This window comes from Streptomyces sp. NBC_01335, assembly GCF_035953295.1.
GTDB lineage: Bacteria > Actinomycetota > Actinomycetes > Streptomycetales > Streptomycetaceae > Streptomyces.
The window spans coordinates 5639841-5665896 of record NZ_CP108370.1; the positions used below are offsets into that span (position 1 = coordinate 5639841).

Below are 26056 nucleotides of genomic sequence, written 5' to 3' on the forward strand. Positions count from 1 at the left end.
AGGCACCGCACCATGGCCCTCCAGCCTCCGCACACCGGCATCCCCACCGCCCGCAGCGTGGACCATTTCGCCTTCACCGTCCCCGACCTCGACCAGGCGATCGAGTTCTTCACCACCACGCTCGGCGGCGAACTCGTCTACCGCCTCGACCCCCTCGTCCGGGACGACGACTGGATGAGCGTCCACCTCGACGTCGACCCCAGGGCCACGACCGAGATCGCCATGCTGCGCCTCGGCCCCACCAGCAACGTCGAGCTCTTCGAGTACACCGCCCCCCACCAGAACAACGTCCCGCCGCGCAACAACGACGTGGGCGGCCACCACCTCGCCTTCTACGTCGACGACGTCGACGCCGCCGTCGCCTACCTCGCCGGCCGTCCCGGCGTGCGCATCCTCGGCACGCCGCAGACCATGCCCGAGGACGCCCCCAACGCGGGCGACCGCTGGATCTACTTCCTCACCCCGTGGGGCATGCAGATGGAGGTCCACTCCGTCCCGCAGGACATGCCGTACCAGAAGGAGACCGACGGCCGCCGCTTTGGCCCGGTGCCGGCCTGGCACAACGGGACCGTCACCACACCGGCACCCGGCATCCCCACCGCACGCAACATCGACCACGTCGCCTACACGGTGGCCGACCTCGACGCGTCCGTGGCGTTCTTCACCGACGTGCTCGGCGCCGAACTCCTCTACCGCATCGGCCCGATCCCCCTGCCCGCCGACGTCATGAGCACGCAGCTCAACGTCGACGGAGCGGGAACCATCGAACAGGCCATGCTGCGCCTGGGCCCCACCGACAACATCGAGCTGTTCTCGTACGCCGTCCCCGGCTCGTCCTCCGTGCCTCCGCGCAACAGCGACGTCGGCGGTCACCACCTCGCCTTCTACGTCGACGACGTGGACGCCGCCGTCGCCCATCTCGAAGCCCAGGACGGCGTGGAGATCCTCGGCACCCCCGAGACCATCCCCGACGGCCCCATCGCCGGCGACCGCTGGGTCTACTTCCGCACGCCCATCGGCATCCCGATGGAGGTCCTGAACATGCCCGACGGCGCCATGCCCTACGAGGCGACGACCCGGGCACGACGCGCCCCCGGCGGCCCGGTCGCCTGGACCAACCGCCCCTGAGAGAACCCGGTCCCCCGTCCGAAGAAAGGAGACTCCCCATGCGGTGGAACGACATCCACGTGGCCGGCACCGGAGCCTGGCTGCCGGACGACCACGTCACGGCCGAACAGGCGGTGGCCGACGGCGACTACGGCGCCGACGAGGCCGGACGCAGCGAGCAACTGAGGCTGACGGTGGCCCCGTCGGAAGCCTCCACCCCGGGCATGGCCGCGGCAGCGGCCCGCCAGGCCCTGTGGCGCGCCGGAGCGGACCCCGGCCAGGTGGACGCCCTCTACTACTCCGTCCTCAAGCACAACGGCATCAACGTCGCGAACCCCACGTCCTACGTCCAGCGCGAAACGGGCAGTTCGGCGGCGTTCGCCGCAGAGGTCCGCGCCGGCTCGAACGGGGGACTGGCAGCCCTCGAACTCGCCTGCGACAGGCTGTCGGCCCGCCCCGGAGCGAACCTGGCCGTGGTGACCTGCGCCGACATCTGGGCACCTCCCCACTTCGACCGCTGGCGTGCCGACTCCGGCCTCGTCTTCGGCGACGGCGGAAGCGCGGTCGCCGTCTCGACACGCGGCGGATTCGCCCGGCTGCGGTCCCTGGTGACGACCCAGGACCCGGAACTGGAAGGCCTGCACCGGGGCGACGACGCCTTCGGAGACTTCCGCAACGACGCGGACCACCCCATCGACCTCTACCGGCGGGCCCAGGAGTTCCTGACGCGGATGCCCAAGGAAGAACTGTGGAAGCGGGGTTCCGCCGGGCTCCACGCCGCGGTGAGCCAGGCGACGCAGGAGGCCGGTGTCGACCTGGCCTCGGCGGACCACATCGTCCTGCCGCACTTCGGCGCCCACCTGCTGCAACGGCAGGTCCTCCGGCCCCTCGGACTGACCGACTTCACCCGCACCACCTGGGAGTTCGCCCGCCGCGTCGGCCATCTGGGCGCCGGCGACCAGCTCGCCGGCCTCAACCACCTCGCGGAGAGCGGTGCCCTGCGGGCGGGCGAGCACATCGTCCTCGTCGGCGTCGGCGGCGGCTTCAACTGGAGCTGCGCCGTGCTGGAAGTCGGGGAGACCCCCGGCTGGACGCAGCGGGAGAACCACCCCCACCCCACCACCGTGCCCACTGGCGAGGAGACCGGGACATGTCCGTAGGGATCATCCGCATCGGGGCCCACGTGCCTCCGCAGATCGTGGACAACGCGACAGTGGCCCGCTGGAGCGGCGCCAGCCCGGACTGGACCGACCAGCGCACGGGCATACGCGAGCGCCGCTACGCGGCGGACGGGGTCACCACCTCCGACCTGGCGACCGCCGCCGCCCTCGACGCCCTCGGCGCCGACCGGGAGGCGTGGCCGGACATCGACTGGATCGCGCTGGCGACCTCCACCGGGGACAAGCCGCAGCCCGCGACCGCGGCACTCACCCAGGACAAGCTGGGACTCCACGGCATCCCCGCCTTCGACGTCAACGCCGTGTGCTCCGGATTCCTGTTCGCCCTCGACATCGGCCGGGCTCTGGTGGACCGGCCCGGCGGCGAGTCCGGCGCGCTGGTGGTCGCCGCGGACATGTACTCCCGCATCATGAACCGGTCCGACCGCAAGACGGTCGCCCTGTTCGGGGACGGAGCCGGGGCTGCGGTCCTCGGGCCCGTCCCCGAGGGCTACGGCATCCACGCGGTGAAGCTGGTCACCGACGGGGACCGCAGCGATCTGGTGGGAGTCGCCGCCGGCGGCACCGCGAAGGCGCTCGACCCGCAGGCCTGGGAGGCCGGCGAGCACCTCTTCTCGATGGACGGGCGGGCCGTGCGCGACTACGTACTGGCCACCCTGCCCAAGCTCGTCACCGAAGTCCTCCAGGAGAGTTCCCTGGACCTCGGCGACATCGACCGGGTCATCTTCCACCAGGCCAACACGCGGCTGCTGGAGCAGTGCGTGCGGGACCTGGGGATCGACCCCGCACGCGCCCCGATGACCGCTCCCCGCTACGGGAACACCGGGGCGGCCTCCATCCCGATCACCCTCCACGACGCGCACGTGCGCTCACCCCTGCGGCGCGGTGAGCGGGTGCTGCTCGCGGGGGTCGGCGGGGGCATGACGGCGGGGGCCGCCGTCATGACCTGGTACTGAACACCGCGCGCCGGAACCAACCGCACCCGGACCTCAAGGAGACGAGATGAGACTCAAGGGCAAGACGGCGGTGATCACGGGCGGGACACGAGGTCTCGGACTGGCCATCGCACGCGAGTTCCTGGCGGAGGGAGCGAACGTCGTATGTGCGGCCCGTTCCCGGGGGGACGTCGAGAAACTGCTGGAAGAACACCCGGAACGCAGCCGGTTCCTGCTGGCCGACGTGAGCGACCCCGGGGCGATGCCCGACGTCATGCGGGCGGCGGACGCCGAGTTCGGGGGCATCGACACGGTCGTCGCGAACGCGGGGGTGAACCGGGACGGCAAGATCGAGTCGCTGGCGTACGAGGACTGGCGTGCCGTGATGGACACCAACCTCACCGGGGTCTTCCTCTCGGTGCAGGCCGCTGTCCCGTATCTCCGTAAGAGCGGCGGTTCGGTGATCACGGTGTCCTCGTGCATGGGCAGCCGGGTGGCGGTGGGCGCCGCCGGGTACGCGGCCTCCAAGGCGGCCGTCGAGATGTTCACCCGGGTCGCGGCGATCGAACTGGGTCGCGCCGGGGTGCGGGTCAACTCCCTGGCTCCCGGCTTCCTCGACGAGGGGATGGGCCGGGAACTCGTCAGCAACGAGCGTGCCTGGGAGGCGTACCGGAAGCGGTTCGCGCTGGGACGTGCCGGCGAGGTGGGCGAGGCCGCCCGTGCGGCGGTCTTCCTGGCGTCCGAGGACGCGAGCTACGTCAACGGCGAGATCCTCGGGGTCAACGGGGGGCTGCTGTGGGCGTGAGTACGCGTTCCGGGGCGGCTGCCGCCCTCCTCACGGTGGACGAGCACGTCGCCACGATCCGCCTGGACCGGGCGCCGGTCAACGCGCTGGACCGGGACGCGCAGCGCGCACTGCACCGGGCGGCGGCGCTGGCGGCCACCGACCCCGAGGTGCGCGCCGTGGTCCTGTACGGCGGTCCGGCCATCTTCAGTGCGGGCGCGGACATCAAGGAGATGTCCGGGATGACCCATGCCGACATGCACGAACACGCCTCGGCGCTCCAGTCCGCGTTCACCGCGGTCGCGGAGATCGGGAAACCGGTCGTCGCCGCGATCAACGGCGCGGCCCTGGGCGGGGGGTGCGAACTCGCGCTGACCGCGGACTTCCGTATCTGCGCCGAGGACTCCCGGCTGGGGCTGCCCGAGATCCTGCTCGGCGTCATACCGGGAGCGGGCGGGACACAGCGGCTGCCCCGGCTCGTCGGTCTCGCGGTGGCGAAGGACATGATCTTCTCGGGGCGTGCTCTGGCGGCTTCGGAGGCGCTGCGCGTGGGTCTGGTCGACGAGGTGGTCCCCGGGTCCGAGGTGCTGAAGGTGGCCACGGAGCGGGCCCGTTCCTACGCGCAGGGCCCGACGGCGGCGCTGGCGGCGGCGAAGTACGCCCTGGACAAGGGCAGTGCGCTCGGCCTGGACGAGGGGCTGGCCGTCGAACGGGAGCGGTTCGCGGCCTTGTTCGGGACGGAGGACCGGATGCTGGGGATGGGAAGTTTCGTCGCCCGGGGGCCGGGCAACGCACGGTTCCGCGGGCGGTGAGGTGACATCGGCCCCGCCGGCGGGCCGTCGCCGGGGCCGGCCGTCACGCCGACGGGCCGACGAGGAAGTGCAGGCCTCCCGGGGTGCGGTCCACGGCCATGCCCGAGCGGGACAGCACGGCCGACAGGGCTTCGGAGTAGGTGACGGCGGCCAGTGCGGCCAATTCGGCTCCCTGGTCGGTAAGGCGGCCGAAGACGCCGCGCCGGTCGTCGGGGCACAGGCAGCGCTCGCAGAGGGAACGGTCCTCCAGCCGGCCGGTCAGCCGGCTCACGGAGCTGTGCGTCAGCCCGACGGCCTCGGCGAGGTCCTGCATGCGCAGGCTGCGTTCCGGGGCCTGCGCCAGGGAGGCCAGGACGTGGAACTCGGAGACGCGCAGCCGGTGACGGCGGTCGAGCGCGCGCTCGACGGCGTCGGTCACCCGCGCGTGGGCGCGGTGGACGGCCATCCAGTCCGCGGTCCCGGGTGCCCAGGGGGGCGGCGTCTCCCGTGCTTCCTCGGTGCGGCCCGTCGCGTGCGTCATCCGGTGCCTCCGTAAATCCGTTCTCGTCCAGTCATCTTGACACTCCGTCATCCTGCATGCAATCAATGTGTTTGCATGCACGTATCGCGTACATACTTTGAGAGGTGGCGCCATGCCCCTGCCCCTGTTCGCCTTACTCGTCTGCGTGTTCGGGGTGGGAACCGCCGAATACGTGATCGCGGGCCTGCTTCCCAACATCGCCTCGGACGTCGCCGTCAGCGTTCCCAGTGCGGGGCTGCTGGTGACCGCCTACGCCGTGGGCGTGGTCATCGGCGGCCCGCTCATCACCGCGCTGACCACGCGCGTCGAGCGCAAGACGCTCATGCTCACGCTGATGGCGATCTTCACCCTCGGTAACATCCTCGCCGCCCTCGCCCCCGGCTACACCGTGCTGATGGTGGCCCGCGTCGTCTCCTCGCTCGCCCACGCCACCCTCTTCGCGGTGGCCCTGGTCGTCGCCGTCAACTCCGTCGCGCCGGAGAAGCAGGGCCGGGCCGTCGCGCAGGTCGCCGCCGGCCTCAACCTGGCCACCGTGCTGGGTGTTCCCCTCGGCACCCTCCTGGGAGAACAGTTCGGGTGGCGGTCCGCGTTCTGGGCGGTCTCCGGCGTAGCCCTCGTCGGCACCGCGCTCATCTCGGTGTTCGTCCCCTCGGCCCGCGAGGCGGACGGAGGGGTGGCGCCCGACACCACCAGCCTGCGCGCCGAGGTGTCCGTCTTCGCACGGCCGCAGGTGCTGCTGGCCATCGGCATGACCGTCCTCGGCCAGACCGGCGCCTTCACGGCCTTCACCTACCTGGCCACCATGCTGACCGACACCACCGGATTCTCCGGCACCGCGGTCACCGTCCTCCTCCTCGTCTACGGCGTCGGATCGCTCGCCGGCAACCTGATCGGAGGCCGACTGGCCGACCGGTCCCTGATGGCGTCGCTGTGCTGGATGCTCGTCGCGCTGCCCCTGGCGCTCGTGGTGCTGGGCTTCACGCTGGACAGCAAGCCCGCCGTCTCCGTGGCCGTCTTCGTCTTCGGCGCGGCTGCCTTCGCCATCACGCCCGCCCTCCAGGCGCGTCTTCTCGCCGCCGCGTCCGGTGCCCCGACGCTGGCCGTCTCCGTCAACATCTCCGCCTTCCAGCTCGCCAACGCCTTCGGCGCCTGGATCGGTGGCCTGGTGATCGGGTCGTCCTTCGGAGCCGACGGGGTCACCTGGACCGCCGCGGCCGTCTCGCTGCTCGCCCTGCCCGTCGCCGTCCTCGCCCTGCGCCACGACCGCCGCGGCGGCCGGCCGGAGGGCCCCGGCGCCGTGGACGAGAGCCCCGCACCGGCCCAGAGCCCCGCACCCGCCCAGAGCCACGCCCCCGCCGAGGCCTGAACCCCGAGGAAGTCAGCACCGTGCGCGCAGTCATCATGAACACCTTCGGAAGCCCCGACGTCCTGCACGAGAGCGAGGTGCCCGACGCGCCCGCGCCCGGGCCCGGCCAGGTCACGGTCAGGATCGAGGCGGTCTCCGTCAACCCCGTGGACAACCAGGTCCGTTCGGGGTCCAAGGGCGACGAACTCACCGTCCCGCTGCCGATGATCCTGGGCTGGGACCTCTCCGGCCGTGTCGAGGCCACCGGTCCCGGCGCGGACCGTTTCGCCGTGGGCGACCCCGTCGTCGGGATGAGCGCCCAGGCCGGAACCGGACTGGGCACCTGGGCCGAGCGGGTCACCATCGGCGAGGACCTGCTCGCGCCGGCCCCGCACTCGCTGGGCCTGCGCGAGGCCGCCGCCCTTCCGCTCGCCGCGCTCAGCGTGTACCAGCCCTTCGCCAGGCTCCCCCTCCCGCCGGGCGGCACGATCCTGGTCACCGGAGGCGTGGGAGCCCTGGGCGGCTACGCGCTCCAGCTCGCCCGCCTGCGCGGATGGCACGCCGCCGCACTGGTCCGCGCGAAGGACACGGACCTCGCACGTGAACTCGGTGCGCAGGAGGTCCACACGTCCGTGGAGGAGGCGCGCCGGGCCGGCGGATACGACGTGGTGTTCGAGACCGCCGGCATCCCCGACGCGATCAAGGCGGTGAAGGACGGCGGCCGGCTGGTGACCGTCGTCCCCACGGTCGTCCCGCCCGCCGAACGCGGGATCACCCCGGAGATCTCCTTCGTCGAACAGGACGGCCGGGCCCTGGAGGCCCTGGTCGGCCTCGTGGACAGCAAGGACCTCACCGTGCGCGTCGGTACCGTCCACCCCTTCGCCCGGGCCGCGGAGGCGGTACGCGCCTTCGAGAACGGCGGGATCCGCGGCAAGGTGCTCCTCGTCCCCACCGCACACGACGGCACCGCGGACCGCCCGTAGGTGGTGTCCGGCGGATCGAGGCCGGACACCACCCGGCCCCCGCCGCGGGGTGCGGGTGCCCGCACCCGCCCCCGCCACCCCGTACGCCCCCCCGCTACCCCGTACGACGCCCGCCGGGCGGAACACCCGCCCGGCACGGTCCCGCACAAGGAGAACCACCCGGTGAAGATCGGCATCAACCTGCCCAACTTCGGCCCCGGCATGGACGCGCAGACTCTGCTCGGCTGGGCCCGCACCATCGAGGACCTGGGGTACGACCTCCTGCTGGTCTCCGACCACGTGGCGCTCACCCCGGACGCCGCCGGCCGTTCCCCGGAGCCGTTCTACGAAGCCTTCACCTCGCTCGCCTGGCTCGCCGGCCAGACCTCCCGCATCGAGATCGGCACCGGCGTGGTGATCATGCCGCACCGGCATCCGGTGCTCCTGGCCCGCATGGGCTCCACGCTCGACCAGCTCTCCCAGGGCCGCTTCGTCCTCGGAGTCGGCGTCGGCTGGGCCCGCCAGGGATACCAGGCGCTGAACGTCCCCTACACCTCCCGGGGCCGGCTCACCGACGAATACCTCGTCGCCCTGCGCCGGCTCTGGACCGACGGACGGGCCACCTTCCGGGGAGAGACCGTCTCCTTCACCTCCGTCCACACCGCCCCCATGCCCCACCGCCGGCCCACGCCCCCCATCTGGATCGGCGGCAACAGCCTGCCCGCGGTCCGCCGGGCCGCCCGCCACGGCGACGCCTGGCACCCGCTGTGGCCCCGGGCCGACTGGCTCAAGCAGGTGGCCGTGCCCACCCTGCGCAAACTCACCGAAGAGGAAGGACGGCCGCCCGTCCAGCTCTGCCCCCGCATCCAGGTCTCCCTCACCTCCGAGCCGCTGCCGGACGCCACCCGGCAGACGGGACACGGCACGACCGACCAGCTCCGGGACGACCTCCGCACCCTCGAAGCCATGGGCTGCTCCTACGTCATCCTGGACACCGACCCCGGCGACCAGCGGCTGCGCGGCACGGCCCAACAGGACTGGCGCACCCTGGAGACCATCGCCACACAGGTCATCGACCTCGCCACCCACACCGTGCGCTGACCGCGCGCTCCGCACAGGAACCACCGCCCGCCCGGGAGCCCGCGCACCGCACACGGGGCGCGGGCGTGGCGCCCGAACCCCCGGCCGGAGCCGCGACCAGGCCGTGTCCGCCCCTTCCCGCCGATCCGACGCGCATGGTCGGACACGGCCCAGCTCCGGCCGGCCCCCTTCCCGCGCCCGTTCCGCTCCACCCGCTCCACCGGAGAACGCACCTCGACAGAATCCGACACCACGACCTCGTCCAGGAGACCCCGTGTCCACCTCAGAACCGTCCATAGCCGACCTCGTCGCCACGTTCAAAAGCCCGGACGCGGACCTCGTGCACCTCCTCTGCGACCGGCACCCCGCGCACCACCCCGCACTGCGCGTCGTCGGTCCCGACCTGCGCGCCGACCTGGTCACCTACGGCGAACTGGCGGACCGCTCCCGTCGCCTCGCCCACGCGATGCAGCGGCTCGGCGTGGGCGAGGGCGACCGCGTCGCCACCCTGATGACGAAGTCGGCCGAACACGTGGTCACCCTGCTGGCGACCTGGCGTCTCGGAGCCGTACACATACCGCTGTTCACCGCCTTCCAGAGCGAGGCCGTCGCCGCCCGCACCGCCCACGCCGCTCTCCTCGTCGCCGACGCGGCGCAGTTGCCCAAGCTCCAGCCCCTGGCCGAAGCCGCGACAGCGTTCCCCCCGATCGTCGTCAACGGCGACCTCCCCACCGTCCCCGCGGCCGGGACGCACCGCCTCCAGGACCTGGAGGCCGACACCCCGCTGCCCTCGCCCGACCGAGGCCCCGGCGGCGACGCACCCTTCATCGACCTGTACACCTCGGGAACGACGGGGCAGCCCAAAGCCGTCACCGTCCCCGTCCGGGCAACGGCGTCCTTCGCCGCGTACCAGCGGTTCGGTCTCGGCCAGCGCCCCGACGACGTCTTCTGGAACCTCGCCGACCCCGGCTGGGGATACGGCCTCTACCAGGCGGTCATCGGTCCTCTCGCCCTCGGCCTCACCACCACCCTGCTCCGCGCCAGATTCGACGCCGGGCTCACCGCCCGCGCCCTCACCGGCCTCGGCGTGACGAACTTCGCCGCCGCCCCCACCGCCTACCGGGCGCTGCGCAACGCACTCGGCGACACCCCCCTCCGCACCGAACTCCGCGCCTGCTCCTCCGCCGGTGAACCGCTGCCTCCGGACCTCGCTCCCTGGGCCCGGCGCTGCCTGGGCGCCGACCTCTTCGACCACTACGGCCAGTCGGAACTGGGCATGGCGGCCGGACAGGCATGGGGCCCCACTCCCGGCCCGCCGTCCTCCCGCCGCGAACTGCGCCCCTTCCCCGGCTGGGAACTGACGGTCGTCGACCCCGATACGGGACACGAGATCCAGGGCGAGACCGGGCTCCTCGCCGTCGACGTGGCGCGCAGTCCGCTCATGTGGTTCCACGGGTACGAGGGCGCCACCCAGCCCGCTCAGGGGGCCGGCGGTACCTTCACGAGGCACGGCAGGTGGTTCGTCACCGGTGACCTGGCCTCGGTCGACCCCTCGGGTGTTCTCCACATCAAGGGCCGTCAGGACGACGTCATCGTCATGGCCGGCTACCGCATAGGCCCGGTCGAGATAGAGAGCGTCCTGCTGAACCACGAGGACGTCGCGGAGGCCGCGGTCACCACCTCCCCGGACGAACTCCGCGGAGAGGTCGTGGAGGCGTACGTCGTACCCACCCGCACGGCCGCCGTCGGCCCCCGCCTGGAGGCAGAACTGCAGGCCCTGGTGAAGACACGGCTCTCCGCCCACGCGTACCCCCGGCACGTCCACTTCGTCTCCGACCTGCCCAGAACGGACAGCGGGAAGATCCGGCGAGCCGCCCTGCGGTCCTGAGGAACCGCCGGCTCAGGGGCGGTCTCGCGGGGTGGGGGCCGTAGGCGGTGCCCCGAAGAGGGCTACCGCCCGAGGCTTTCCGCGAGGCGCTCCGATCCGCGCAAGGGGTGGGTCGAGGCGAGGCCTCGCGGTCAGACCTTGATCACGCGGACCCTGGGGCCGCAGAGCATCAGGAGGTCTTCGGGGTCCGATGTCAGGACGGTCGCTGGGGCCGGCGAGGTGAGTGCGGTGGCGGCCACGATGGCGTCGAGGGCGTACTTGTGGCCGTGCAGTCCGGCCGCGGCCAGGAGCTTGCTCGCATGGCGGGCGATGGCTTCGGTGGGCGGGATGATGTTCACGCGGGAGACTGCGTAGTCGAAGCGGGCCTGGTTGACCCTGGGGTCGCGTGCTTCGACGAGGGTGACGGAGCTGGTGACGACGCGGATGTCTTCGGCTTCGGCCGCGGCCAGCCACTCGGTGATCTCGGGCGTGCGTCGCACCAGTTTGGACAGGCCTTCGCAGTCCAGGACGAGCGTGCCGCTCACGCGGCGTCCGCCGAGCCCGCGGCGTCGCCGCGGAGAATGGCGCGTTTGGCGTCGACCGCCGCCTGATCGACCGGGCCGTGTTCGGTTTCCGCGTCTTCGATGAGCTCGCGCAGCCGGTCCCGTTCCAGTTGGCGCTGGATGAGGGTCTCGACGTAGGCGGACATGCCTCGTTTGCCCGTACGTGCCTTGAGGGCAGCGATGGTGCCTTCGTGGAGGGAGACCGATACGGGCCGGACGGGTCCTTCGCCGGGCGCCTGGGAGGTAGCCATGGGGCCGAGTTTAACAAAACTCTTGTTATTGGAGGAGGGTGATTCTCCGAGCGGGTGGGTCGGAGGGACATCCATCGCTGCCCGGGTGTCGCGAACTTCCAGGTCAAGTGCCCATCGGCGAGGGATCCGTCAGGGACTCTGCAGGGACTTTCACGTCTGTCTCAGGGAGATTCCAGGGACTTTCCGCCGCGTAAGCAGGGAAGGCCCTGACAGCACTGAAAGACGTAAACGCGCTGGTCAGGGCCTAGAACCTCAGCACTCGATGATGTTCACCGCGAGCCCGCCCCGGGCCGTCTCCTTGTACTTCACGGACATGTCGGCGCCGGTCTCCTTCATGGTCTTGATGACCTTGTCGAGGGAGACCTTGTGGGTGCCGTCGCCGCGCAGGGCCATCTTCGCGGCGGTGACGGCCTTGACGGCCGCCATGCCGTTCCGCTCGATGCAGGGGATCTGGACGAGGCCGCCGACCGGGTCGCAGGTGAGGCCGAGGTTGTGCTCCATGCCGATCTCGGCGGCGTTCTCGACCTGCTCGGGGGAGCCGCCGAGGACCTCGGCGAGCGCGCCGGCGGCCATGGAGCAGGCGGAGCCGACCTCGCCCTGGCAGCCGACCTCGGCGCCGGAGATCGAGGCGTTCTCCTTGAAGAGCATGCCGATGGCGCCCGCCGCGAGGAGGAAGCGGACGACGCTGTCGTCCTTCTCCTCCGGGGTGGCGCCGCCCGCCGCGAAGTTCATGTAGTAGTGCAGCACCGCGGGGATGATGCCGGCCGCGCCGTTGGTGGGGGCGGTCACGACCCGGCCGCCGGCGGCGTTCTCCTCGTTGACCGCCATGGCGTAGAGGGTGATCCACTCCATCGCGTGGGTCTGCGGGTCGCCCTCGGCCCGCAGCTGGCGGGCGGAGTTGGCGGCGCGGCGGCGGACCTTGAGGCCGCCGGGGAGGATGCCCTCGCGGGACATGCCCCGGCCGACGCACGCCTGCATGACCCGCCAGATCTCCAGCAGACCGGTACGGATCTCCTCCTCGGTGCGCCACTCCTTCTCGTTCTCCAGCATCAGCGAGGAGATGGAGAGACCCGTCTCCCGGGCCAGGCGGAGCAGCTCGTCGCCGGTGCGGAAGGGGTGGGCGAGCACGGTGTCGTCGGGGATGATCCGGTCGGCGCCGACCGCGTCCTCGTCGACGACGAACCCGCCGCCCACCGAGTAGTACGTCTTCTCCAGCAGCAGCACGCCGGTCTCGTCGTACGCGTGGAGGGACATGCCGTTGGCGTGGTACGGGAGGGCCTTGCGGCGGTGCAGGACCAGGTGCTCGTCCGCGTCGAACGGGATCTCGTGGGCGCCCAGCAGGCTGATGCGGCCGGTGGCGCGGATCTGCTCGACCCGGGCGTCGGCGGACTCGACGTCCACGGTCCGGGGGGACTCGCCCTCCAGGCCGAGGAGCACCGCCTTCGGGGTGCCGTGGCCGTGGCCGGTCGCGCCCAGGGAGCCGTACAGCTCGGCGCGTATCGAGGCGGTCGGCGCGAGCAGGCCCTCGTTCTTCAGCCGGCGCGCGAACATCCGCGCCGCCCGCATCGGGCCCACCGTGTGGGAGCTGGACGGCCCGATGCCGATCGAGAACAGGTCGAAGACCGAAATGGCCACGGATGACTCCTAGCTGGGCGGACGCCGTTGTCCACCGGCGAAACGAAAAAGGGGAGGTGGGGGAGTACCGGGGAGCGAGACACCCCGTACGGAACGCGGCGGGGCACCGCGCTCACCGTCCAGTGTGCGCGATGCCCCGCCCGACCTGCGAAAAATGCCCGTGAACGGGCGGTTGCTACTTGCCCAGGCCGGGGTACAGCGGGAACTTCTCGGCCAGGGCGGCGACGCGGGCCTTCAGGTCCTCGGCGTCGAACGCGGGCTTCAGGGCCGCGGCGATGATCTCCGCCACCTCGGTGAAGTCCTCGGTCTGGAAGCCGCGGGTCGCCAGGGCCGGCGTACCGATGCGCAGGCCGGAGGTGACCATCGGCGGGCGCGGGTCGTTCGGGATGGCGTTCCGGTTGACCGTGATGCCGATCCCGTGGAGCCGGTCCTCGGCCTGCTGACCGTCCAGCTCGGAGTTGCGCAGGTCCACCAGGACCAGGTGCACGTCGGTGCCGCCGGAGAGGACGGAGACGCCCACCTCGGTGACGTCCGGCTGGACCAGACGCTCGGCGAGGATGCGGGCACCGTCCAGGGTGCGCTGCTGGCGCTCCTTGAACTCCGGGGAGGCCGCGACCTTGAACGACACGGCCTTGGCCGCGATCACGTGCTCCAGCGGGCCGCCCTGCTGACCCGGGAAGACCGCCGAGTTGATCTTCTTGGCGAGCTCCTGGGTGGAGAGGATCACGCCACCGCGCGGACCGCCGAGGGTCTTGTGCGTGGTGGTGGTGACGACGTGGGCGTGCGGCACCGGGTTGGGGTGCAGGCCCGCGGCGACCAGGCCCGCGAAGTGCGCCATGTCGACCATCAGGTACGCGCCGACCTCGTCCGCGATGCGGCGGAAGGCGGCGAAGTCCAGCTGGCGCGGGTAGGCGGACCAGCCGGCCACGATCAGCTTCGGCTGGGACTCCTTGGCGAGGCGCTCCACCTCGTCCATGTCCACGGTGCCGTTCTCACCGACGTGGTACGGGACCACGTTGTAGAGCTTGCCGGAGAAGTTGATCTTCATGCCGTGGGTCAGGTGACCGCCGTGGGCCAGGTTCAGACCCATGATCGTGTCGCCCGGCTTGAGCAGCGCGAACATCGCGGCGGCGTTCGCCTGCGCACCGGAGTGCGGCTGGACGTTCGCGGCCTCGGCGCCGAAGAGCTCCTTGATGCGGTCGATCGCGATCTGCTCGACCACGTCGACGTGCTCGCAGCCACCGTAGTAGCGGCGGCCCGGGTAGCCCTCGGCGTACTTGTTGGTGAGGACGGAGCCCTGCGCCTCCATGACGGCGACCGGAGCGAAGTTCTCCGAGGCGATCATTTCGAGGGTGGACTGCTGGCGGTGGAGCTCGGCGTCGACAGCGGCGGCGACGTCCGGGTCCAGCTCGTGGAGGGAGGAGTTGAGAAGCGACATCAGGCGGTCCCTTGGGTCTCAGTTGCCGGAGAACTCGGTGTATTCGTCGGCGGTGAGCAGATCCCCCGGCTCCTCCGCGACGCGAACCCTGAACAGCCAGCCACCCTCGAAGGGGGCGGAGTTCACCAGGGACGGGTCGTCCGCCACGTCCTGGTTCGCCGCGGTGACCTCGCCGGTGACCGGCGAGTACAGGTCGCTGACGGACTTGGTCGACTCCAGCTCGCCGCAGGTCTCGCCCGCGGTCACCGTGGAGCCGATCTCCGGAAGCTGGGCGTACACGACGTCACCGAGCGCGTTGGCCGCGTACTCGGTGATGCCGACGGTCGCCACGCCGTCCTCGACGGCCGACAGCCACTCGTGCTCCTTGCTGTACCGCAGCTGCTGGGGGTTGCTCATGACCTGAATTCTCCTGTACGCGGGTGGGTGCTGATGAACGATGGTCTTACGGGATGAGACGCGACTGCGTCACGTTCGGCCCGGTGGGCGGTGCGTGGGCGGTGCGCGACGGGCGCCGACGCCTACTTCCGGCGCTTGTAGAAGGGCAGCGCCACGACCTGGTACGGCTCGTGGGTGCCCCGGATGTCGACGCCGACACCCTCGGTGCCGGGCGCGGCGAACGCCGCGTCCACGTACGCCATGGCGATCGGCTTGCCCAGCGTCGGGGAGGGAGCACCGGAGGTCACCTCGCCGATCACCGTGCCGTCCGCGACCACCTGGAAACCGGCGCGCGGCACCCGGCGGCCCTCGGCGACCAGGCCGACGAGCTTGCGCGGCGGGGCGGTCACGGCGCGTTCGGCGGCGGCGGTGAGCGCCTCGCGGCCCACGAAGTCGCCCTCCTTCTCGAACTTCACGACCCGGCCGAGACCCGCGTCGAACGGGGTCAGCGCGGTGGTCAGCTCGTGCCCGTACAGCGGCATGCCCGCCTCCAGGCGCAGCGTGTCGCGGCAGGAGAGCCCGCAGGGGATCAGGCCGTGCGGGGCGCCGGCCTCGGTGAGCGCCTGCCAGAGGGCCTCGGCGTGCTCGGGGGCGACGAAGAGCTCGAAGCCGTCCTCGCCGGTGTAGCCGGTACGGGCGATGAGCGCGGGCACCCCGGCGACCGTGCCGGGCAGGCCGGCGTAGTACTTCAGCCCGTCCAGGTCGGCGTCGGTGACGGCCTTCAGGATGGCGGGGGACTCGGGGCCCTGGACGGCGATCAGCGCGTAGGCGTCGCGGTCGTCGCGGACCTCGGCGTCGAAGCCGGCGACCCGCTCGGTCAGCGTGTCCAGGACGAGCTGGGCGTTGCCCGCGTTGGCGACCACGAGGTACTCGGTTTCGGCCAGGCGGTAGACGATCAGGTCGTCCAGGATGCCGCCGTCCGCACGGACGATCATCGTGTAGCGGGCCCGGCCGACGCCGACCGTGCCGATGTTGCCGACGAGCGCGTGGTTCAGGAAGCGGACCGCCTCGGGGCCGGTGACGGCGATCTCACCCATGTGGGAGAGGTCGAAGAGCCCGGCGCGGGTGCGCACCGCGTTGTGCTCGTCACGCTCGCTGGCGTACCGCAGCGGCATGTCCCAGCCCGCGAAGTCGGTCATGGTCGCGCCCAGCGAGCGATGCAGCGCGTCGAGGGCGGTCGTACGGGGGGCGGTGCTCATGAGGTGTGGCTCCCAGGGCGCAGGGCATGACGACGAGGACGGTCCCTCCCCATCTGTCATCGGAACCTGAGAGGTTCGCCGAGAGGCCCCTGACGGGTCGGCTTGCACCTTGGGTGGAGCCGGTGAACGGCTCGCTTTTCAGATCTGCCTCATCCACGCGGTACGGGGCCTGAGAGATTCAAGGGAGGAACTTGCTCCTTCGGCGCCCGGCACACACGGTGGCCGGAACTCTCCCGCGTGGATTCAAACGGCCGGTATGCAGTTGCGGGCACATCATCGCACGCAGGACGGACCGCCTCGGCGCCCGGTACCCCAACCCCCTGCCACCGCCCGGCCTCCCGTCCGGGACACTTGCCGCGCATTACCTTTTCTTTACACTTTGTGGGCAGGTGCTGGGGTGACTCGACAGGGGGAGTGCCGATGTCGTTGCGACCGTACGCGGGGGTGGTGCGGAGGGCGGTCGCGGTGCGGCAGGCACCACCCGCCGCCGAGAAGGGGCCGCCGGCCGTGCGCGACCTGCGCGGCGGGACGGGAGACGGACCGCGGCGGCTGGAATTCACCCCCGGGGACGTCGTCGTCGTCTCCGGGCTGCCCGGCAGCGGCAAGTCCACCCTGATCCGGCGCGCGGTCGCCGCCCGCGCCATCGACTCCCAGGACACCCGGGACCGCTTCACCGCGGCCCTGCCCCGCTTACTCCCGTACGCCCTCTACCGCCCCCTGGTCCGCGCCGCCCACTACTACGGGCTGCTGCGCGCGCTCCGCTCCGGCGAGGCGGTCGTCGTCCACGACTGCGGCACCCAGGCCTGGGTGCGCCGCTGGCTGGCCCGCCACGCGGTGCGCCGGGGCCGCACCCTCCACCTGGTGCTGCTCGACGTGACCCCCGAGGCGGCCCGGGCCGGCCAGCGCGCACGCGGACGCGGCGTCTCCGGGTACGCCTTCGCCCGGCACCGGCGCGCGGTCGGCCGGCTGCTGCGCGACGCGGAGCGCGGCCGGCTGCCCCCGGGCTGCGCCTCCGCCGTGCTGCTCGACCGCCCGGCGGCCGGGGCGCTGCGGTCCATCGCCTTCCCGCTCCCGCCCGGGGGCGGGGCCCCGTCGGTACCTGCGCCGGTGCGTGTGCCGGTGCCGGGACGCCGACGCCCGTCGGCGGTTACTGTTTCTGCCGCAGGACACGGTCGAGTAGAGGACACAGAGGCAGTGGACATCCCGGCACAGATGCCGCCCCAGCAGCTCCAGGGGTGGCCGGCGAACGAGCTCGAAGAAGTACTCAGCGCCTCGCTGGGCGTCCCCGAGGCGGCCGGCCGCCTCGTCGAGGTGCTCGGCCGCAGCCAGGTCTGGATTCCGCTCCCCAACGGCGGCAGCCCCGCCAGCGCCGACCTCGACCTGCCGACGGTCGAGCTCGACGGCGCCGCCTTCGTCCCCGTCTTCAGCTCCGAGGCACAGTTCCTCAGCTGTGTCGGCACCCACCTCTCCTTCGCCGTCGCGCCCGCCCGCGACTTCGCGCGCGGACTGCCCCCGCAACTCGGCATCGCGGTGAACCCGGGCGGCGCGGTCGGGCTCCCGCTGCCCCCCGCCGCCGTCGCCGAGCTCTGCCGCACCGGGAACACCCCGCTGGACGGACCGGCCGGCGGCGGCCGGGTGCGGCTGTGGGAGCCGGACTGGAAGGAGGAGCCGGTCGACTTCCTCGCCGCCGTCTCCGCCGAGTTCCGGCAGACCGGTCTGGTCGCCACCGCCCGGCGGGCCCTGGCCAGCATCGAGGGCGGCGACCCCGTCCTCTTCATCGGTGTCTCCGGATTCCCGGCGTCGATGTGGGACGAGACGACCCGGAGCGTCCCCCTGGACGCGCTGGGCCGCGCGCTCGGCCGCGTACAGGTGCCGTGGCCCGTCAACCTCGTCCTGCTCGACGTGGCCCAGGACCCGGTCGGCGACTGGATGGTGGAGAAGGTGCGGCCGTTCTTCCAGTGAGCCGTTCTGCCGGTGCACTGTTCTGCTGGTGCACTGTTCTGGCGGTGAACCGTTCTGGCGGTGCACTGTTCCGCCGGCGGACGATTCTGCCGGTGAACCGTTCTCCGTCGAGCTGTACTCCCCGTGAACCGTTCTGCCGGTTGGCCGTTCATCCCGTGGGGCGGAGAGCGGCCGTCCCGTACGGGCCGGCCGGCCTTCTCCGGGGGCGGGTTGCGGGCCCGCCGTTGTCCGGCATGTCGGGTGGTGGCGTCAAGTCGGTGTCAGTAAGGGCGCATAAGCTGGTTTGATGGCGAGGTCGCTCCCGCGCGCCCGGGGGCGTCCGCGCGACACGGTGAATCGACGAGGGGCGGGACCCAGGGTGAGTGCGTCAGGCACGGCGGCGGCCGGGCAGGTCGAACACATGCTGCGCCAGGTGGCCCCCGGGCGCTTCGACACCTACGAGGAGCTGCTGAAGGCTCTGTCGGACGGCCAGGTCTGGATGCTGCTCTGGCACGGCACGGCCGGCTCCCCGGACGCCCAGTACGGCAACATCGGGGTGGACGGCCTCGGTTACGCCCCCTGCGTGACCTCTCCTCAGGAGCTCGCGGCCAGCGGCTGGAACCGCGCCCACGAGGTGATCACCGGCCGGGAGATCGCCCGCTCGCTCTTCCCCGACCACTGGGGGATCTGGCTCAACCCGCACACCCCCGGCGGCGGCGTCGGCATCCCCTGGCTGGACCTGCGCCGGATCGCCACCGGCCTCGACCGGCTGCCCGCGGGACCGCTCACCCTCTCCGAACCGGCCGTCGAGATCCCGCAGTTCTACGCGCTGCTGTCGCAGAACGCCCACCGCACCCCGGCGATCCGCTCGCTGCGCCGCGCCTGGGTGCAGCCGGCGCTCGGCGCCCCGTACCTCGCCATCGGCCTCGACCTCTACGACACCGGACGGGCCGCCGTCGAGTCGGCCCGCGCGATGATGGGGCAGACGATCGGCGCCGTCCCGGACGGGCTCCCCGTCTCCACGGTCGCGATGTCCGACGACTACGACCCGGTCGCCATGTGGCTGCGGGCCAACGCCCGCCCGTTCTACGACCGGGAGGCCCACGCGGCTCCCGCGCAGGCCCCGCTCACCGGCGGCTACGGCTACCCGCAGCGCGGGGCGTACTGAGCGGGACGCGCCGCCGGTCCGCAGCCGGCCGAGCCGGACGTACTGGGCGGGAGGCGCCGCCGATCCGGAAGTGGCCGACCCGGCAGCGGCTCATCCGGCGGTGACCGATCCGGCGGCAACTGTGCCGGACGTAAGGGTCGGTGTGACCTCCCGGTCCAGGGAGCGGGCCGAGCGCCGACCGTGTCCTCTCCCGTCCCCCGGCTCGACGCCGTTGTGACCGCTTTTCCTCCCGGTCGTGCCGACCGACCGTCATGTCCGCTTGGCGGTTTCCGGGTGGTGAACGTGGAACTCGTCGGCCCCTGTGCCCATATGTGCGTCGAGCGCCTCCCGTTCGCGGGGTGTAACCCGGTGTTCGGATAACGGAAGCCCCAGGACAGCATCACGGTTGCGCATACTTTCCCCGTCAGCTCTGGCAACTGATCGCGTGCACGCTGAAGACTCCCGTGTCATGCATGGGGTCGCCGATTCCGTGAGCGAGTGCACGACGAAGTTCAGCTGCTCAGCGGGGTCGCATCATCTGCGGCACTGGGCATTCTCTTAGGCAAGGCGAGCCGTCTACAGCGGCGTTGCAGAGGCCGGTGATCACCGGCTGGAAGGGTCAGGGCGCTGTGACCGCACCGATCGAGACCACCGGGGCGGCTGCCGGGGCGCAGCCGGAGGCTGTGCTCGACGAGGGCATCAAGTCCCAGGAAATCGTGGGGCGTTCCCTCGGGCGTATCGCCTGGATCCGCTTCAAACGGGATAAAATCGCCGTCGTCGGTGGTGTCGTCGTCGTTCTGCTGATCGTGATCGCCGCCCTGTCCAGGCCGCTCCAGTCCTTGCTGGACCTCGATCCGAACGCCTTCCACCAGGACCTGATCGACAGCAACACCTCGCTGCCCAAGGGCGGATTCGGCGGCATGAGCCTCGATCATCCGCTCGGTGTGGAGCCGAAGTTCGGGCGGGACATCCTCGCCCGCATCCTGGAAGGCTCCTGGGTGTCCCTGGTGGTCGCGTTCGGCGCCACCGTCCTCTCGAACGTCATCGGCACCATCCTCGGCGTGGTGGCCGGGTACTACGGCGGGCGGGTCGACTCCGTCATCAGCCGTCTGATGGACACCTTCCTCGCCTTCCCGCTCCTGCTGTTCGCCATCGCCATCTCCGCGACGCTGCAGGGCGGCGCCTTCGGGCTCGACGGGCTGCCGCTCCACATCTGCGTGCTGATCTTCGTCATCGGCTTCTTCAACTGGCCCTATCTGGGGCGGATCGTCCGGGGGCAGACGCTGGCCCTGCGCGAGCGCGAGTTCGTGGACGCGTCCCGCGGCATGGGAGCCGGCGGCCCCTACATCCTCTTCCGGGAGCTGCTGCCCAACCTGGTCGGCCCGATCATCGTCTACTCGACGCTGCTCATCCCGACCAACATCATTTTCGAGGCCTCGCTCAGCTTCCTGGGCGTCGGCATCCAGCCGCCCCAGGCGTCGTGGGGCGGCATGCTCAACCAGGCGGTCGACTACTTCCAGATCGATCCCCAGTACATGGTCGTGCCGGGCCTTGCCATCTTCGTCACCGTGCTCGCGTTCAACCTGCTCGGTGACGGTCTCCGCGACGCTCTCGATCCGCGCAGCCGCTGACTCCGTCCGCGCAGAGAGCTCCACAAGTTTCCGACAATGGAGGGGATTCCGACCATCATGCGAAGGTCATCACTTGCCGCTGTTGCGGCCCTGGGCAGCGTGACCCTGCTGCTCGCCGGCTGCAGCAAGGCAGACGACGGAAAGAGCGACGGCGAGACCAAGTCCGCCGGCGCGGACGCCGCGACGAAGGATGTCGTCAACGCCTCCACCGAGAAGGGTGGCACGGTCACCTACGCGATGTCGGACGTCCCGGACTCGTTCGACCCGGGCAACACCTACTACGCGTACATGTACAACTTCAGCCGGCTGTACGCCCGCCCGCTGATGACCTTCAAGCCGGACGCCGGCGAGAAGGGCAACACGCTCGTCCCCGACCTCGCCTCCGCTCCGGGTACCCAGAGCGACGGCGGCAAGACCTGGACGTACAAGCTGCGCGCGGGCCTCAAGTACGAGGACGGCTCGCCGATCACGTCCAAGGACGTCAAGTACGCCGTCGAGCGCTCGAACTTCGCGCGTGACGTCCTCTCGCTCGGCCCCAACTACTTCCAGCAGTTCATGCAGGACGGCGACAAGTACCAGGGCCCGTACAAGGACAAGAGCGCCGAGGGCCTCAAGTCCATCGAGACGCCGGACGACACCACCGTCGTCTTCCACCTGAACAGGGCCTTCCAGGAGTTCGACTACCTGGTCGCCACGCCGCAGACGGCCCCGGTCCCGCAGGCCAAGGACACCGGCGTCGACTACGTCAAGAAGATCGTGTCCTCCGGCTCGTACAAGTTCCAGAGCTACACCGAGGGCAAGCAGGCCGTCCTCGTGCGCAACGAGAACTGGGACGCCAAGACCGACCCGCTGCGCAAGCAGTACCCGGACAAGATCGTCGTCAACCTGAAGGTCAACCAGTCGACGATCGACCAGGACCTCCAGTCCGGCGACACGCTGGTCGACCTCCAGGGCAAGGGCGTCGAGACCCAGACCCAGGCGCAGCTGGTCAGCGACCCGAAGAAGAAGGCGAACACCGACAACACCTACGGTGGCCGCCTGGTCTACGCGGCGATCAACACCAAGGTGAAGCCGTTCGACAACGTCGAGTGCCGCAAGGCCGTTCAGTACGCCATCGACAAGGTCTCCGTGCAGACCGCCGAGGGCGGCAGCATCCGCGGTGACATCGCCACCACCGTCCTCCCGCCGGACATCACCGGTTACGAGAAGGCGGACGTGTACGCGACCGACGGCAGCAAGGGCGACGAGGCGAAGGCCAAGGAGCACCTGAAGGCCTGCGGCCAGGACAAGGTCACGACCAGCATCACCGCGCGCAGCGACCGTCAGGAAGAGGTCGACGCGGCCACGGCGATCATCGCGTCGCTGAAGAAGGTCGGCATCGACGCCTCCCTGAAGCAGTACCCGTCGGGCAAGTACTTCACCGACTACGCCGGTGTCCCCGCGTTCGACGCGAAGAACAACGTCGGCATCATGATGATGCAGTGGGGCGCCGACTGGCCGTCCGGCTACGGCTTCCTGCAGCAGATCCTGAACAGCGAGGCGATCGGCAAGTCCGGCAACACCAACCTCTCGCAGTTCGAGAACAAGACGGTCGACGCGAAGCTCGCGCAGGCCATCGCCTCGCCCGACATCGCCGAGCGCAACCGGCTGTACGCGGAGGTCGACAAGACCGCCATGGACGAGGCCGTCCTCGTTCCGCTGACCTACTTCAAGGTCCTGCTGTACCGCTCCCCGTACGCCACCAACCTGGTGTCCACGGCGGCCTTCAGCGGTGAGTACGACTACCTCAACATCGGCACGACCAAGAAGTAGCAGCCCCGGAAGGCAGGTGAAGGCATTGGTTGCCGCAGGCCGAGAGGCCTGCGGCAACCGGCGCCGATCCCCGTGATCTCGTACATCCTCCGCCGGACGGTCGCGGCAGTGGTCCTGCTGCTGGTCGTCACGGCGGTCACCTTTGGCATCTTCTTCCTGCTGCCCAGGCTCGCCGGCCAGACCCCCGACCAGCTGGCGCAGCAGTACATCGGCAAGAGCCCCACGGCCGCGGACATCGCGGCGGTCAAGCACAACCTCGGCCTGGACCAGCCCGTCTACCTCCAGTACTGGCACTTCATCAAGGGGATCGTCAGCGGCGCCACCTACGACCTCGGCCCCACCACGGCGCACTGCGGCGCGCCGTGCTTCGGCTACTCCTTCAAGAACCACATCGAGGTCTGGCCGGAGCTCACCTCGCGTCTTCCGGTGACGCTGTCGCTCGCCGCGGGCGCGGCGGTGATCTGGCTGGTCTCCGGCGTCACGGTCGGAGTGGTCTCCGCGCTGAAGCCGGGCTCGTTCTTCGACCGCACCTTCATGGGTGTCGCCCTCGCGGGTGTCTCGCTGCCCATGTTCTTCACCGGCCAGCTGGCACTGCTGCTCTTCACCTACCAGTGGCCGATCTTCGGCCGGACGTACGTCCCGATCACCGAGAACCCGGCGCAGTGGGCCAACACCCTCATTCCGGCCTGGTGTTCACTGGCGCTCCTGTACTCCGCCGTCTACGCCCGGCTCACCCGTTCGGGGATGCTGGAGACGATGAACGAGGACTTCATCCGCACGGCCCGCTCCAAGGGCCTGTCCGAGCGTGCGGTGGTCACCCGGCACGGCCTGCGCGCCGCGCTCACCCCGATCATCACCGTCTTCGGCATGGACCTCGGCCTGCTCCTCGGCGGCGCGCTGATCACCGAGCGGGTGTTCTCCCTGCACGGCATCGGCGAGTACGCGGTGCAGGCCATCACCGACAACGACCTGCCGCCGGTCCTCGGCGTGACCCTGCTCGCCGCGTTCTTCGTCGTGCTCTGCAATCTCCTGGTGGACCTTCTCTACGCCGCCGCCGACCCGCGGGTGAGGCTCTCGTGACCGAACTGTCCAAGACCGGCGCCGCAGTGGGCGACCCGGTGCCCGCGGCCGGATCGGCGGCACCGACCGCCTTCCTCGAAGTGCGCGACCTCAAGGTGCACTTCCCGACCGACGACGGCCTGGTCAAGTCCGTCGACGGGCTCAGCTTCCGCCTGGAGAGGGGCCAGACCCTCTCCATCGTGGGCGAGTCCGGCTCCGGCAAGTCCGTGACCTCCCTGGCCATCATGGGCCTGCACCGGCTCGGCGCCCGGGGCAAGAACGTGCGGATGAGCGGTGAGATCTGGCTGGACGGCAAGGAGCTGATCGGCGCCGCCCCGAACGAGGTCCGCCGGCTGCGCGGCCGCGACATGGCGATGATCTTCCAGGACCCGCTCTCCGCGATGCACCCGTACTACACGGTCGGCAACCAGATCGTGGAGGCGTACCGCGTCCACAACGACGTGACCAGGAAGGTGGCGCGCAAGCGGGCCGTCGACCTGCTGGACCGGGTAGGCATCCCCGAGCCGGCCAAGCGCGTCGACAGCTACCCGCACGAGTTCTCCGGCGGCATGCGCCAGCGCGCGATGATCGCGATGGCGCTCGCCAACAACCCGCAGCTGCTCATCGCCGACGAGCCCACCACCGCGCTCGACGTCACCGTGCAGGCGCAGATCCTCGACCTCATCCGCGACCTGCAGAAGGAGTTCGACTCCGCGGTCGTCCTCATCACGCACGACCTCGGCGTCGTCGCCGAGATCGCCGACCAGGTCCTCGTGATGTACGGCGGCCGGTGCGTGGAGCGCGGACCGGTGGACGCGATCTTCTCCCAGCCCCAGCACCCGTACACCTGGGGTCTGCTCGGTTCGATGCCGCGCATCGACCGGGAGCAGACCGAGCGTCTCGTCCCCGTCAAGGGCCAGCCGCCGAGCCTCATCAACGTCCCGACGGGCTGCGCGTTCCACCCGCGCTGCCCCTACGCGGACATCCCCAAGGGCGGCATCACCCGTACCGAGCGCCCCGACCTCCAGGTGGTCGGCAGCGGGCACTTCTCCGCCTGCCACCTCCCGACGGAGGACCGCACGCGGATCTGGACCGAAGAGATTGCGCCGAAGCTGTGAGTGAGACGACGAAGACGGACACGGCCGGGGCCGGGCTCCCGCGGCAGGCGAAGGCGGCCGAGGACCGGGAGGTGCTGCTCAAGGTCGAGGGCCTGGTCAAGCACTTCCCGATCAAGAAGGGCATCCTGCAGCGGCAGGTGGCGGCGGTGAAGGCCGTCGACGGCCTCGACTTCGAGGTCCGCAAGGGGGAGACCCTGGGCGTCGTCGGCGAGTCCGGCTGCGGCAAGTCGACCATGGGCCGGGTGATCACCAAGCTGATCGAACCGACCGGCGGGAGGATCGAGTTCGACGGCCGGGACATCACGGACCTGAAGACCGGTGCGATGCGGCCGCTGCGCCGCGACATCCAGATGATCTTCCAGGACCCGTACGGCTCCCTCAACCCGCGCCACACCATCGGCTCCATCGTCTCGGCGCCGTTCAGGCTCCAGGGCGTGACGCCCGAGGGCGGGGTGAAGAAGAAGGTCCAGGACCTCCTGCAACTGGTGGGCCTGAGCCCCGAGCACTTCAACCGCTATCCGCACGAGTTCTCCGGCGGCCAGCGCCAGCGCATCGGGATCGCCCGCGCGCTCGCGCTCAACCCGAAGCTCGTGGTGGCGGACGAGCCGGTCTCGGCGCTCGACGTGTCGATCCAGGCGCAGGTCGTCAACCTCCTCGACGACCTGCAGAACGAGCTGGGTCTCACCTACGTCATCATCGCCCACGACCTCTCGGTGGTCCGGCACGTCTCCGACCGGATCGCGGTCATGTACCTCGGCAAGATCGTGGAGCTGGCCGACCGCGACTCGCTCTACAAGGCGCCGATGCACCCGTACACCAAGGCGCTGCTCTCCGCGGTGCCCGTACCGGACCCGAAGCGCCGGGCGGCCAGGAGCGAGCGCATCCTGCTCAAGGGCGACGTGCCCTCGCCGATCTCGCCGCCGAGCGGCTGCCGCTTCCACACCCGCTGCTGGAAGGCGACGGAGGCGTGCACCACGGTGGAACCGCCGCTGATCACGCTGAAGACCGGACACCAGGTCGCCTGCCACCACCCGGAGAACGCGCCGGACCAGGCTCCCGGCGAGACCGTACTGCCGCAGGCGCGCGAGGCGATCGTGGCCACCACGCCGAAGGGCACGGAGCCGGAGACGGACGCGCCGAAGGCTCCGCAGGCACCCGCCGGGGACACCGGTACTCCGAAGGCGCCCGGGGACGCCGAGGCCGCGGAGGACGGCCCGAAGGGGTAGGACCGGCACAA

23 protein-coding genes, 1 pseudogene and 1 riboswitch are annotated in these 26056 nt (G+C 70.9%); of the genes and pseudogenes, 17 read left to right on the forward strand and 7 right to left on the reverse strand.

Annotated elements, in window-relative coordinates; genetic code table 11:
* The first annotated feature begins 12 nt into the window (after positions 1–12).
* The 5 genes from OG599_RS24385 to OG599_RS24405 are packed head-to-tail and all read left to right on the forward strand — an operon-like array spanning position 13 to position 4816.
* Complete coding sequence (locus OG599_RS24385) at positions 13–1128, forward strand: VOC family protein (protein ID WP_327178108.1); 1116 nt, start codon at positions 13–15, stop codon at positions 1126–1128.
* Positions 1129–1166: 38 nt separating this feature from the next.
* A complete protein-coding gene (locus tag OG599_RS24390) occupies positions 1167–2267 on the forward strand; it encodes a ketoacyl-ACP synthase III family protein (RefSeq protein WP_327178109.1) in 1101 nt (366 codons plus the stop codon).
* A complete protein-coding gene (locus OG599_RS24395; RefSeq protein ID WP_327178110.1) occupies positions 2258–3241 on the forward strand; it encodes a 3-oxoacyl-ACP synthase III family protein in 984 nt (327 codons plus the stop codon). Before OG599_RS24390 ends, OG599_RS24395 begins: the two co-directional genes overlap by 10 nt.
* Positions 3242–3287: 46 nt before the next feature.
* Positions 3288–4025 carry an SDR family NAD(P)-dependent oxidoreductase gene (locus OG599_RS24400; RefSeq protein WP_327178111.1) on the forward strand — a complete coding sequence of 246 codons (738 nt, stop codon included), beginning with the start codon at positions 3288–3290 and terminating at the stop codon, positions 4023–4025.
* Complete coding sequence (locus OG599_RS24405) at positions 4022–4816, forward strand: enoyl-CoA hydratase/isomerase family protein (protein ID WP_327178112.1); 795 nt, start codon at positions 4022–4024, stop codon at positions 4814–4816. The genes OG599_RS24400 and OG599_RS24405 overlap by 4 nt, the downstream gene beginning before the upstream one ends.
* Positions 4817–4859: 43 nt before the next feature.
* Here the strand turns inward: OG599_RS24405 and OG599_RS24410 are convergent, their stop codons facing one another.
* A complete protein-coding gene (locus tag OG599_RS24410; RefSeq protein ID WP_327178113.1) occupies positions 4860–5336 on the reverse strand; it encodes a MarR family winged helix-turn-helix transcriptional regulator in 477 nt (158 codons plus the stop codon).
* 112 nt (positions 5337–5448) lie between these two features.
* Here OG599_RS24410 and OG599_RS24415 point away from each other — a divergent pair, with 112 nt between their 5' ends.
* The 4 genes from OG599_RS24415 (at position 5449) to OG599_RS24430 (ending at position 10611) form a co-directional block, all read left to right on the forward strand.
* Positions 5449–6702, forward strand: coding sequence for an MFS transporter (locus OG599_RS24415; protein ID WP_327178114.1), 1254 nt, complete (start codon positions 5449–5451; stop codon positions 6700–6702).
* Between the two features lie 20 nt (positions 6703–6722).
* Positions 6723–7664 (forward strand): NADP-dependent oxidoreductase, encoded by a 942-nt coding sequence (locus OG599_RS24420; protein ID WP_327178115.1) that lies wholly within the window; start codon positions 6723–6725, stop codon positions 7662–7664.
* A gap of 162 nt (positions 7665–7826) precedes the next feature.
* On the forward strand, positions 7827–8744 hold the full coding sequence (locus OG599_RS24425; protein ID WP_327178116.1) for a TIGR03619 family F420-dependent LLM class oxidoreductase: 918 nt from the start codon (positions 7827–7829) through the stop codon (positions 8742–8744).
* A 253-nt stretch (positions 8745–8997) separates the two neighbouring features.
* Complete coding sequence (locus OG599_RS24430) at positions 8998–10611, forward strand: AMP-binding protein (protein WP_327178117.1); 1614 nt, start codon at positions 8998–9000, stop codon at positions 10609–10611.
* A gap of 131 nt (positions 10612–10742) precedes the next feature.
* Here the strand turns inward: OG599_RS24430 and OG599_RS24435 are convergent, their stop codons facing one another.
* The 6 genes from OG599_RS24435 to gcvT all read right to left on the reverse strand — a co-directional run bounded on the left by OG599_RS24435 (position 10743) and on the right by gcvT (position 16111).
* On the reverse strand, positions 10743–11135 hold the full coding sequence (locus OG599_RS24435) for a type II toxin-antitoxin system VapC family toxin (RefSeq protein ID WP_327178118.1): 393 nt from the start codon (positions 11133–11135) through the stop codon (positions 10743–10745).
* Complete coding sequence (locus OG599_RS24440) at positions 11132–11404, reverse strand: hypothetical protein (protein WP_030809790.1); 273 nt, start codon at positions 11402–11404, stop codon at positions 11132–11134. The genes OG599_RS24435 and OG599_RS24440 overlap by 4 nt, the downstream gene beginning before the upstream one ends.
* A gap of 252 nt (positions 11405–11656) precedes the next feature.
* On the reverse strand, positions 11657–13039 hold the full coding sequence (locus tag OG599_RS24445; RefSeq protein WP_327178119.1) for an L-serine ammonia-lyase: 1383 nt from the start codon (positions 13037–13039) through the stop codon (positions 11657–11659).
* A 175-nt stretch (positions 13040–13214) separates the two neighbouring features.
* Positions 13215–14477: a serine hydroxymethyltransferase gene (glyA, locus tag OG599_RS24450; RefSeq protein WP_327178120.1), complete on the reverse strand. Its 1263-nt coding sequence runs from the start codon at positions 14475–14477 to the stop codon at positions 13215–13217.
* Between the two features lie 18 nt (positions 14478–14495).
* A complete protein-coding gene (gene gcvH / locus OG599_RS24455; protein ID WP_327178121.1) occupies positions 14496–14873 on the reverse strand; it encodes a glycine cleavage system protein GcvH in 378 nt (125 codons plus the stop codon).
* Positions 14874–14995: 122 nt separating this feature from the next.
* On the reverse strand, positions 14996–16111 hold the full coding sequence (gene gcvT / locus OG599_RS24460; RefSeq protein ID WP_327178122.1) for a glycine cleavage system aminomethyltransferase GcvT: 1116 nt from the start codon (positions 16109–16111) through the stop codon (positions 14996–14998).
* Positions 16112–16259: 148 nt separating this feature from the next.
* Positions 16260–16357, reverse strand: a riboswitch (glycine riboswitch).
* 174 nt (positions 16358–16531) lie between these two features.
* Here gcvT and OG599_RS24465 point away from each other — a divergent pair.
* The 8 genes and pseudogenes from OG599_RS24465 to OG599_RS24500 all read left to right on the forward strand — a co-directional run.
* Positions 16532–17020: pseudogene (locus tag OG599_RS24465) on the forward strand (AAA family ATPase); the annotation flags it as partial.
* Between the two features lie 285 nt (positions 17021–17305).
* Positions 17306–18073, forward strand: coding sequence for an enhanced serine sensitivity protein SseB (locus OG599_RS24470; RefSeq protein ID WP_327180170.1), 768 nt, complete (start codon positions 17306–17308; stop codon positions 18071–18073).
* A gap of 358 nt (positions 18074–18431) precedes the next feature.
* Complete coding sequence (locus OG599_RS24475) at positions 18432–19220, forward strand: enhanced serine sensitivity protein SseB C-terminal domain-containing protein (protein WP_327178123.1); 789 nt, start codon at positions 18432–18434, stop codon at positions 19218–19220.
* 608 nt (positions 19221–19828) lie between these two features.
* Complete coding sequence (locus OG599_RS24480) at positions 19829–20830, forward strand: ABC transporter permease (protein ID WP_327178124.1); 1002 nt, start codon at positions 19829–19831, stop codon at positions 20828–20830.
* A gap of 57 nt (positions 20831–20887) precedes the next feature.
* A complete protein-coding gene (locus OG599_RS24485; protein ID WP_442809526.1) occupies positions 20888–22642 on the forward strand; it encodes an ABC transporter substrate-binding protein in 1755 nt (584 codons plus the stop codon).
* Positions 22643–22714: 72 nt separating this feature from the next.
* On the forward strand, positions 22715–23722 hold the full coding sequence (locus OG599_RS24490) for an ABC transporter permease (protein WP_327178126.1): 1008 nt from the start codon (positions 22715–22717) through the stop codon (positions 23720–23722).
* Positions 23719–24819: an ABC transporter ATP-binding protein gene (locus tag OG599_RS24495; RefSeq protein WP_327178127.1), complete on the forward strand. Its 1101-nt coding sequence runs from the start codon at positions 23719–23721 to the stop codon at positions 24817–24819. Before OG599_RS24490 ends, OG599_RS24495 begins: the two co-directional genes overlap by 4 nt.
* Complete coding sequence (locus OG599_RS24500) at positions 24816–26045, forward strand: ABC transporter ATP-binding protein (RefSeq protein ID WP_327178128.1); 1230 nt, start codon at positions 24816–24818, stop codon at positions 26043–26045. The genes OG599_RS24495 and OG599_RS24500 overlap by 4 nt, the downstream gene beginning before the upstream one ends.
* Positions 26046–26056 lie beyond the last annotated feature (11 nt).

Bases quoted from the DNA above. Each gene is read 5' to 3' on its own strand.
- OG599_RS24385 (WP_327178108.1), top strand. From the start codon at position 13: ATGGCCCTCCAGCCTCCGCACACCGGCATCCCCACCGCCCGCAGCGTG.
- OG599_RS24390 (WP_327178109.1), top strand. From the start codon at position 1,167: ATGCGGTGGAACGACATCCACGTGGCCGGCACCGGAGCCTGGCTGCCG.
- OG599_RS24395 (WP_327178110.1), top strand. From the start codon at position 2,258: ATGTCCGTAGGGATCATCCGCATCGGGGCCCACGTGCCTCCGCAGATC.
- OG599_RS24400 (WP_327178111.1), top strand. From the start codon at position 3,288: ATGAGACTCAAGGGCAAGACGGCGGTGATCACGGGCGGGACACGAGGT.
- OG599_RS24410 (WP_327178113.1), bottom strand. From the start codon at position 5,336: ATGACGCACGCGACGGGCCGCACCGAGGAAGCACGGGAGACGCCGCCC.
- OG599_RS24415 (WP_327178114.1), top strand. From the start codon at position 5,449: ATGCCCCTGCCCCTGTTCGCCTTACTCGTCTGCGTGTTCGGGGTGGGA.
- OG599_RS24440 (WP_030809790.1), bottom strand. From the start codon at position 11,404: ATGGCTACCTCCCAGGCGCCCGGCGAAGGACCCGTCCGGCCCGTATCG.
- glyA (WP_327178120.1), bottom strand. From the start codon at position 14,477: ATGTCGCTTCTCAACTCCTCCCTCCACGAGCTGGACCCGGACGTCGCC.
- gcvH (WP_327178121.1), bottom strand. From the start codon at position 14,873: ATGAGCAACCCCCAGCAGCTGCGGTACAGCAAGGAGCACGAGTGGCTG.
- gcvT (WP_327178122.1), bottom strand. From the start codon at position 16,111: ATGAGCACCGCCCCCCGTACGACCGCCCTCGACGCGCTGCATCGCTCG.
- OG599_RS24485 (WP_442809526.1), top strand. From the start codon at position 20,888: ATGCGAAGGTCATCACTTGCCGCTGTTGCGGCCCTGGGCAGCGTGACC.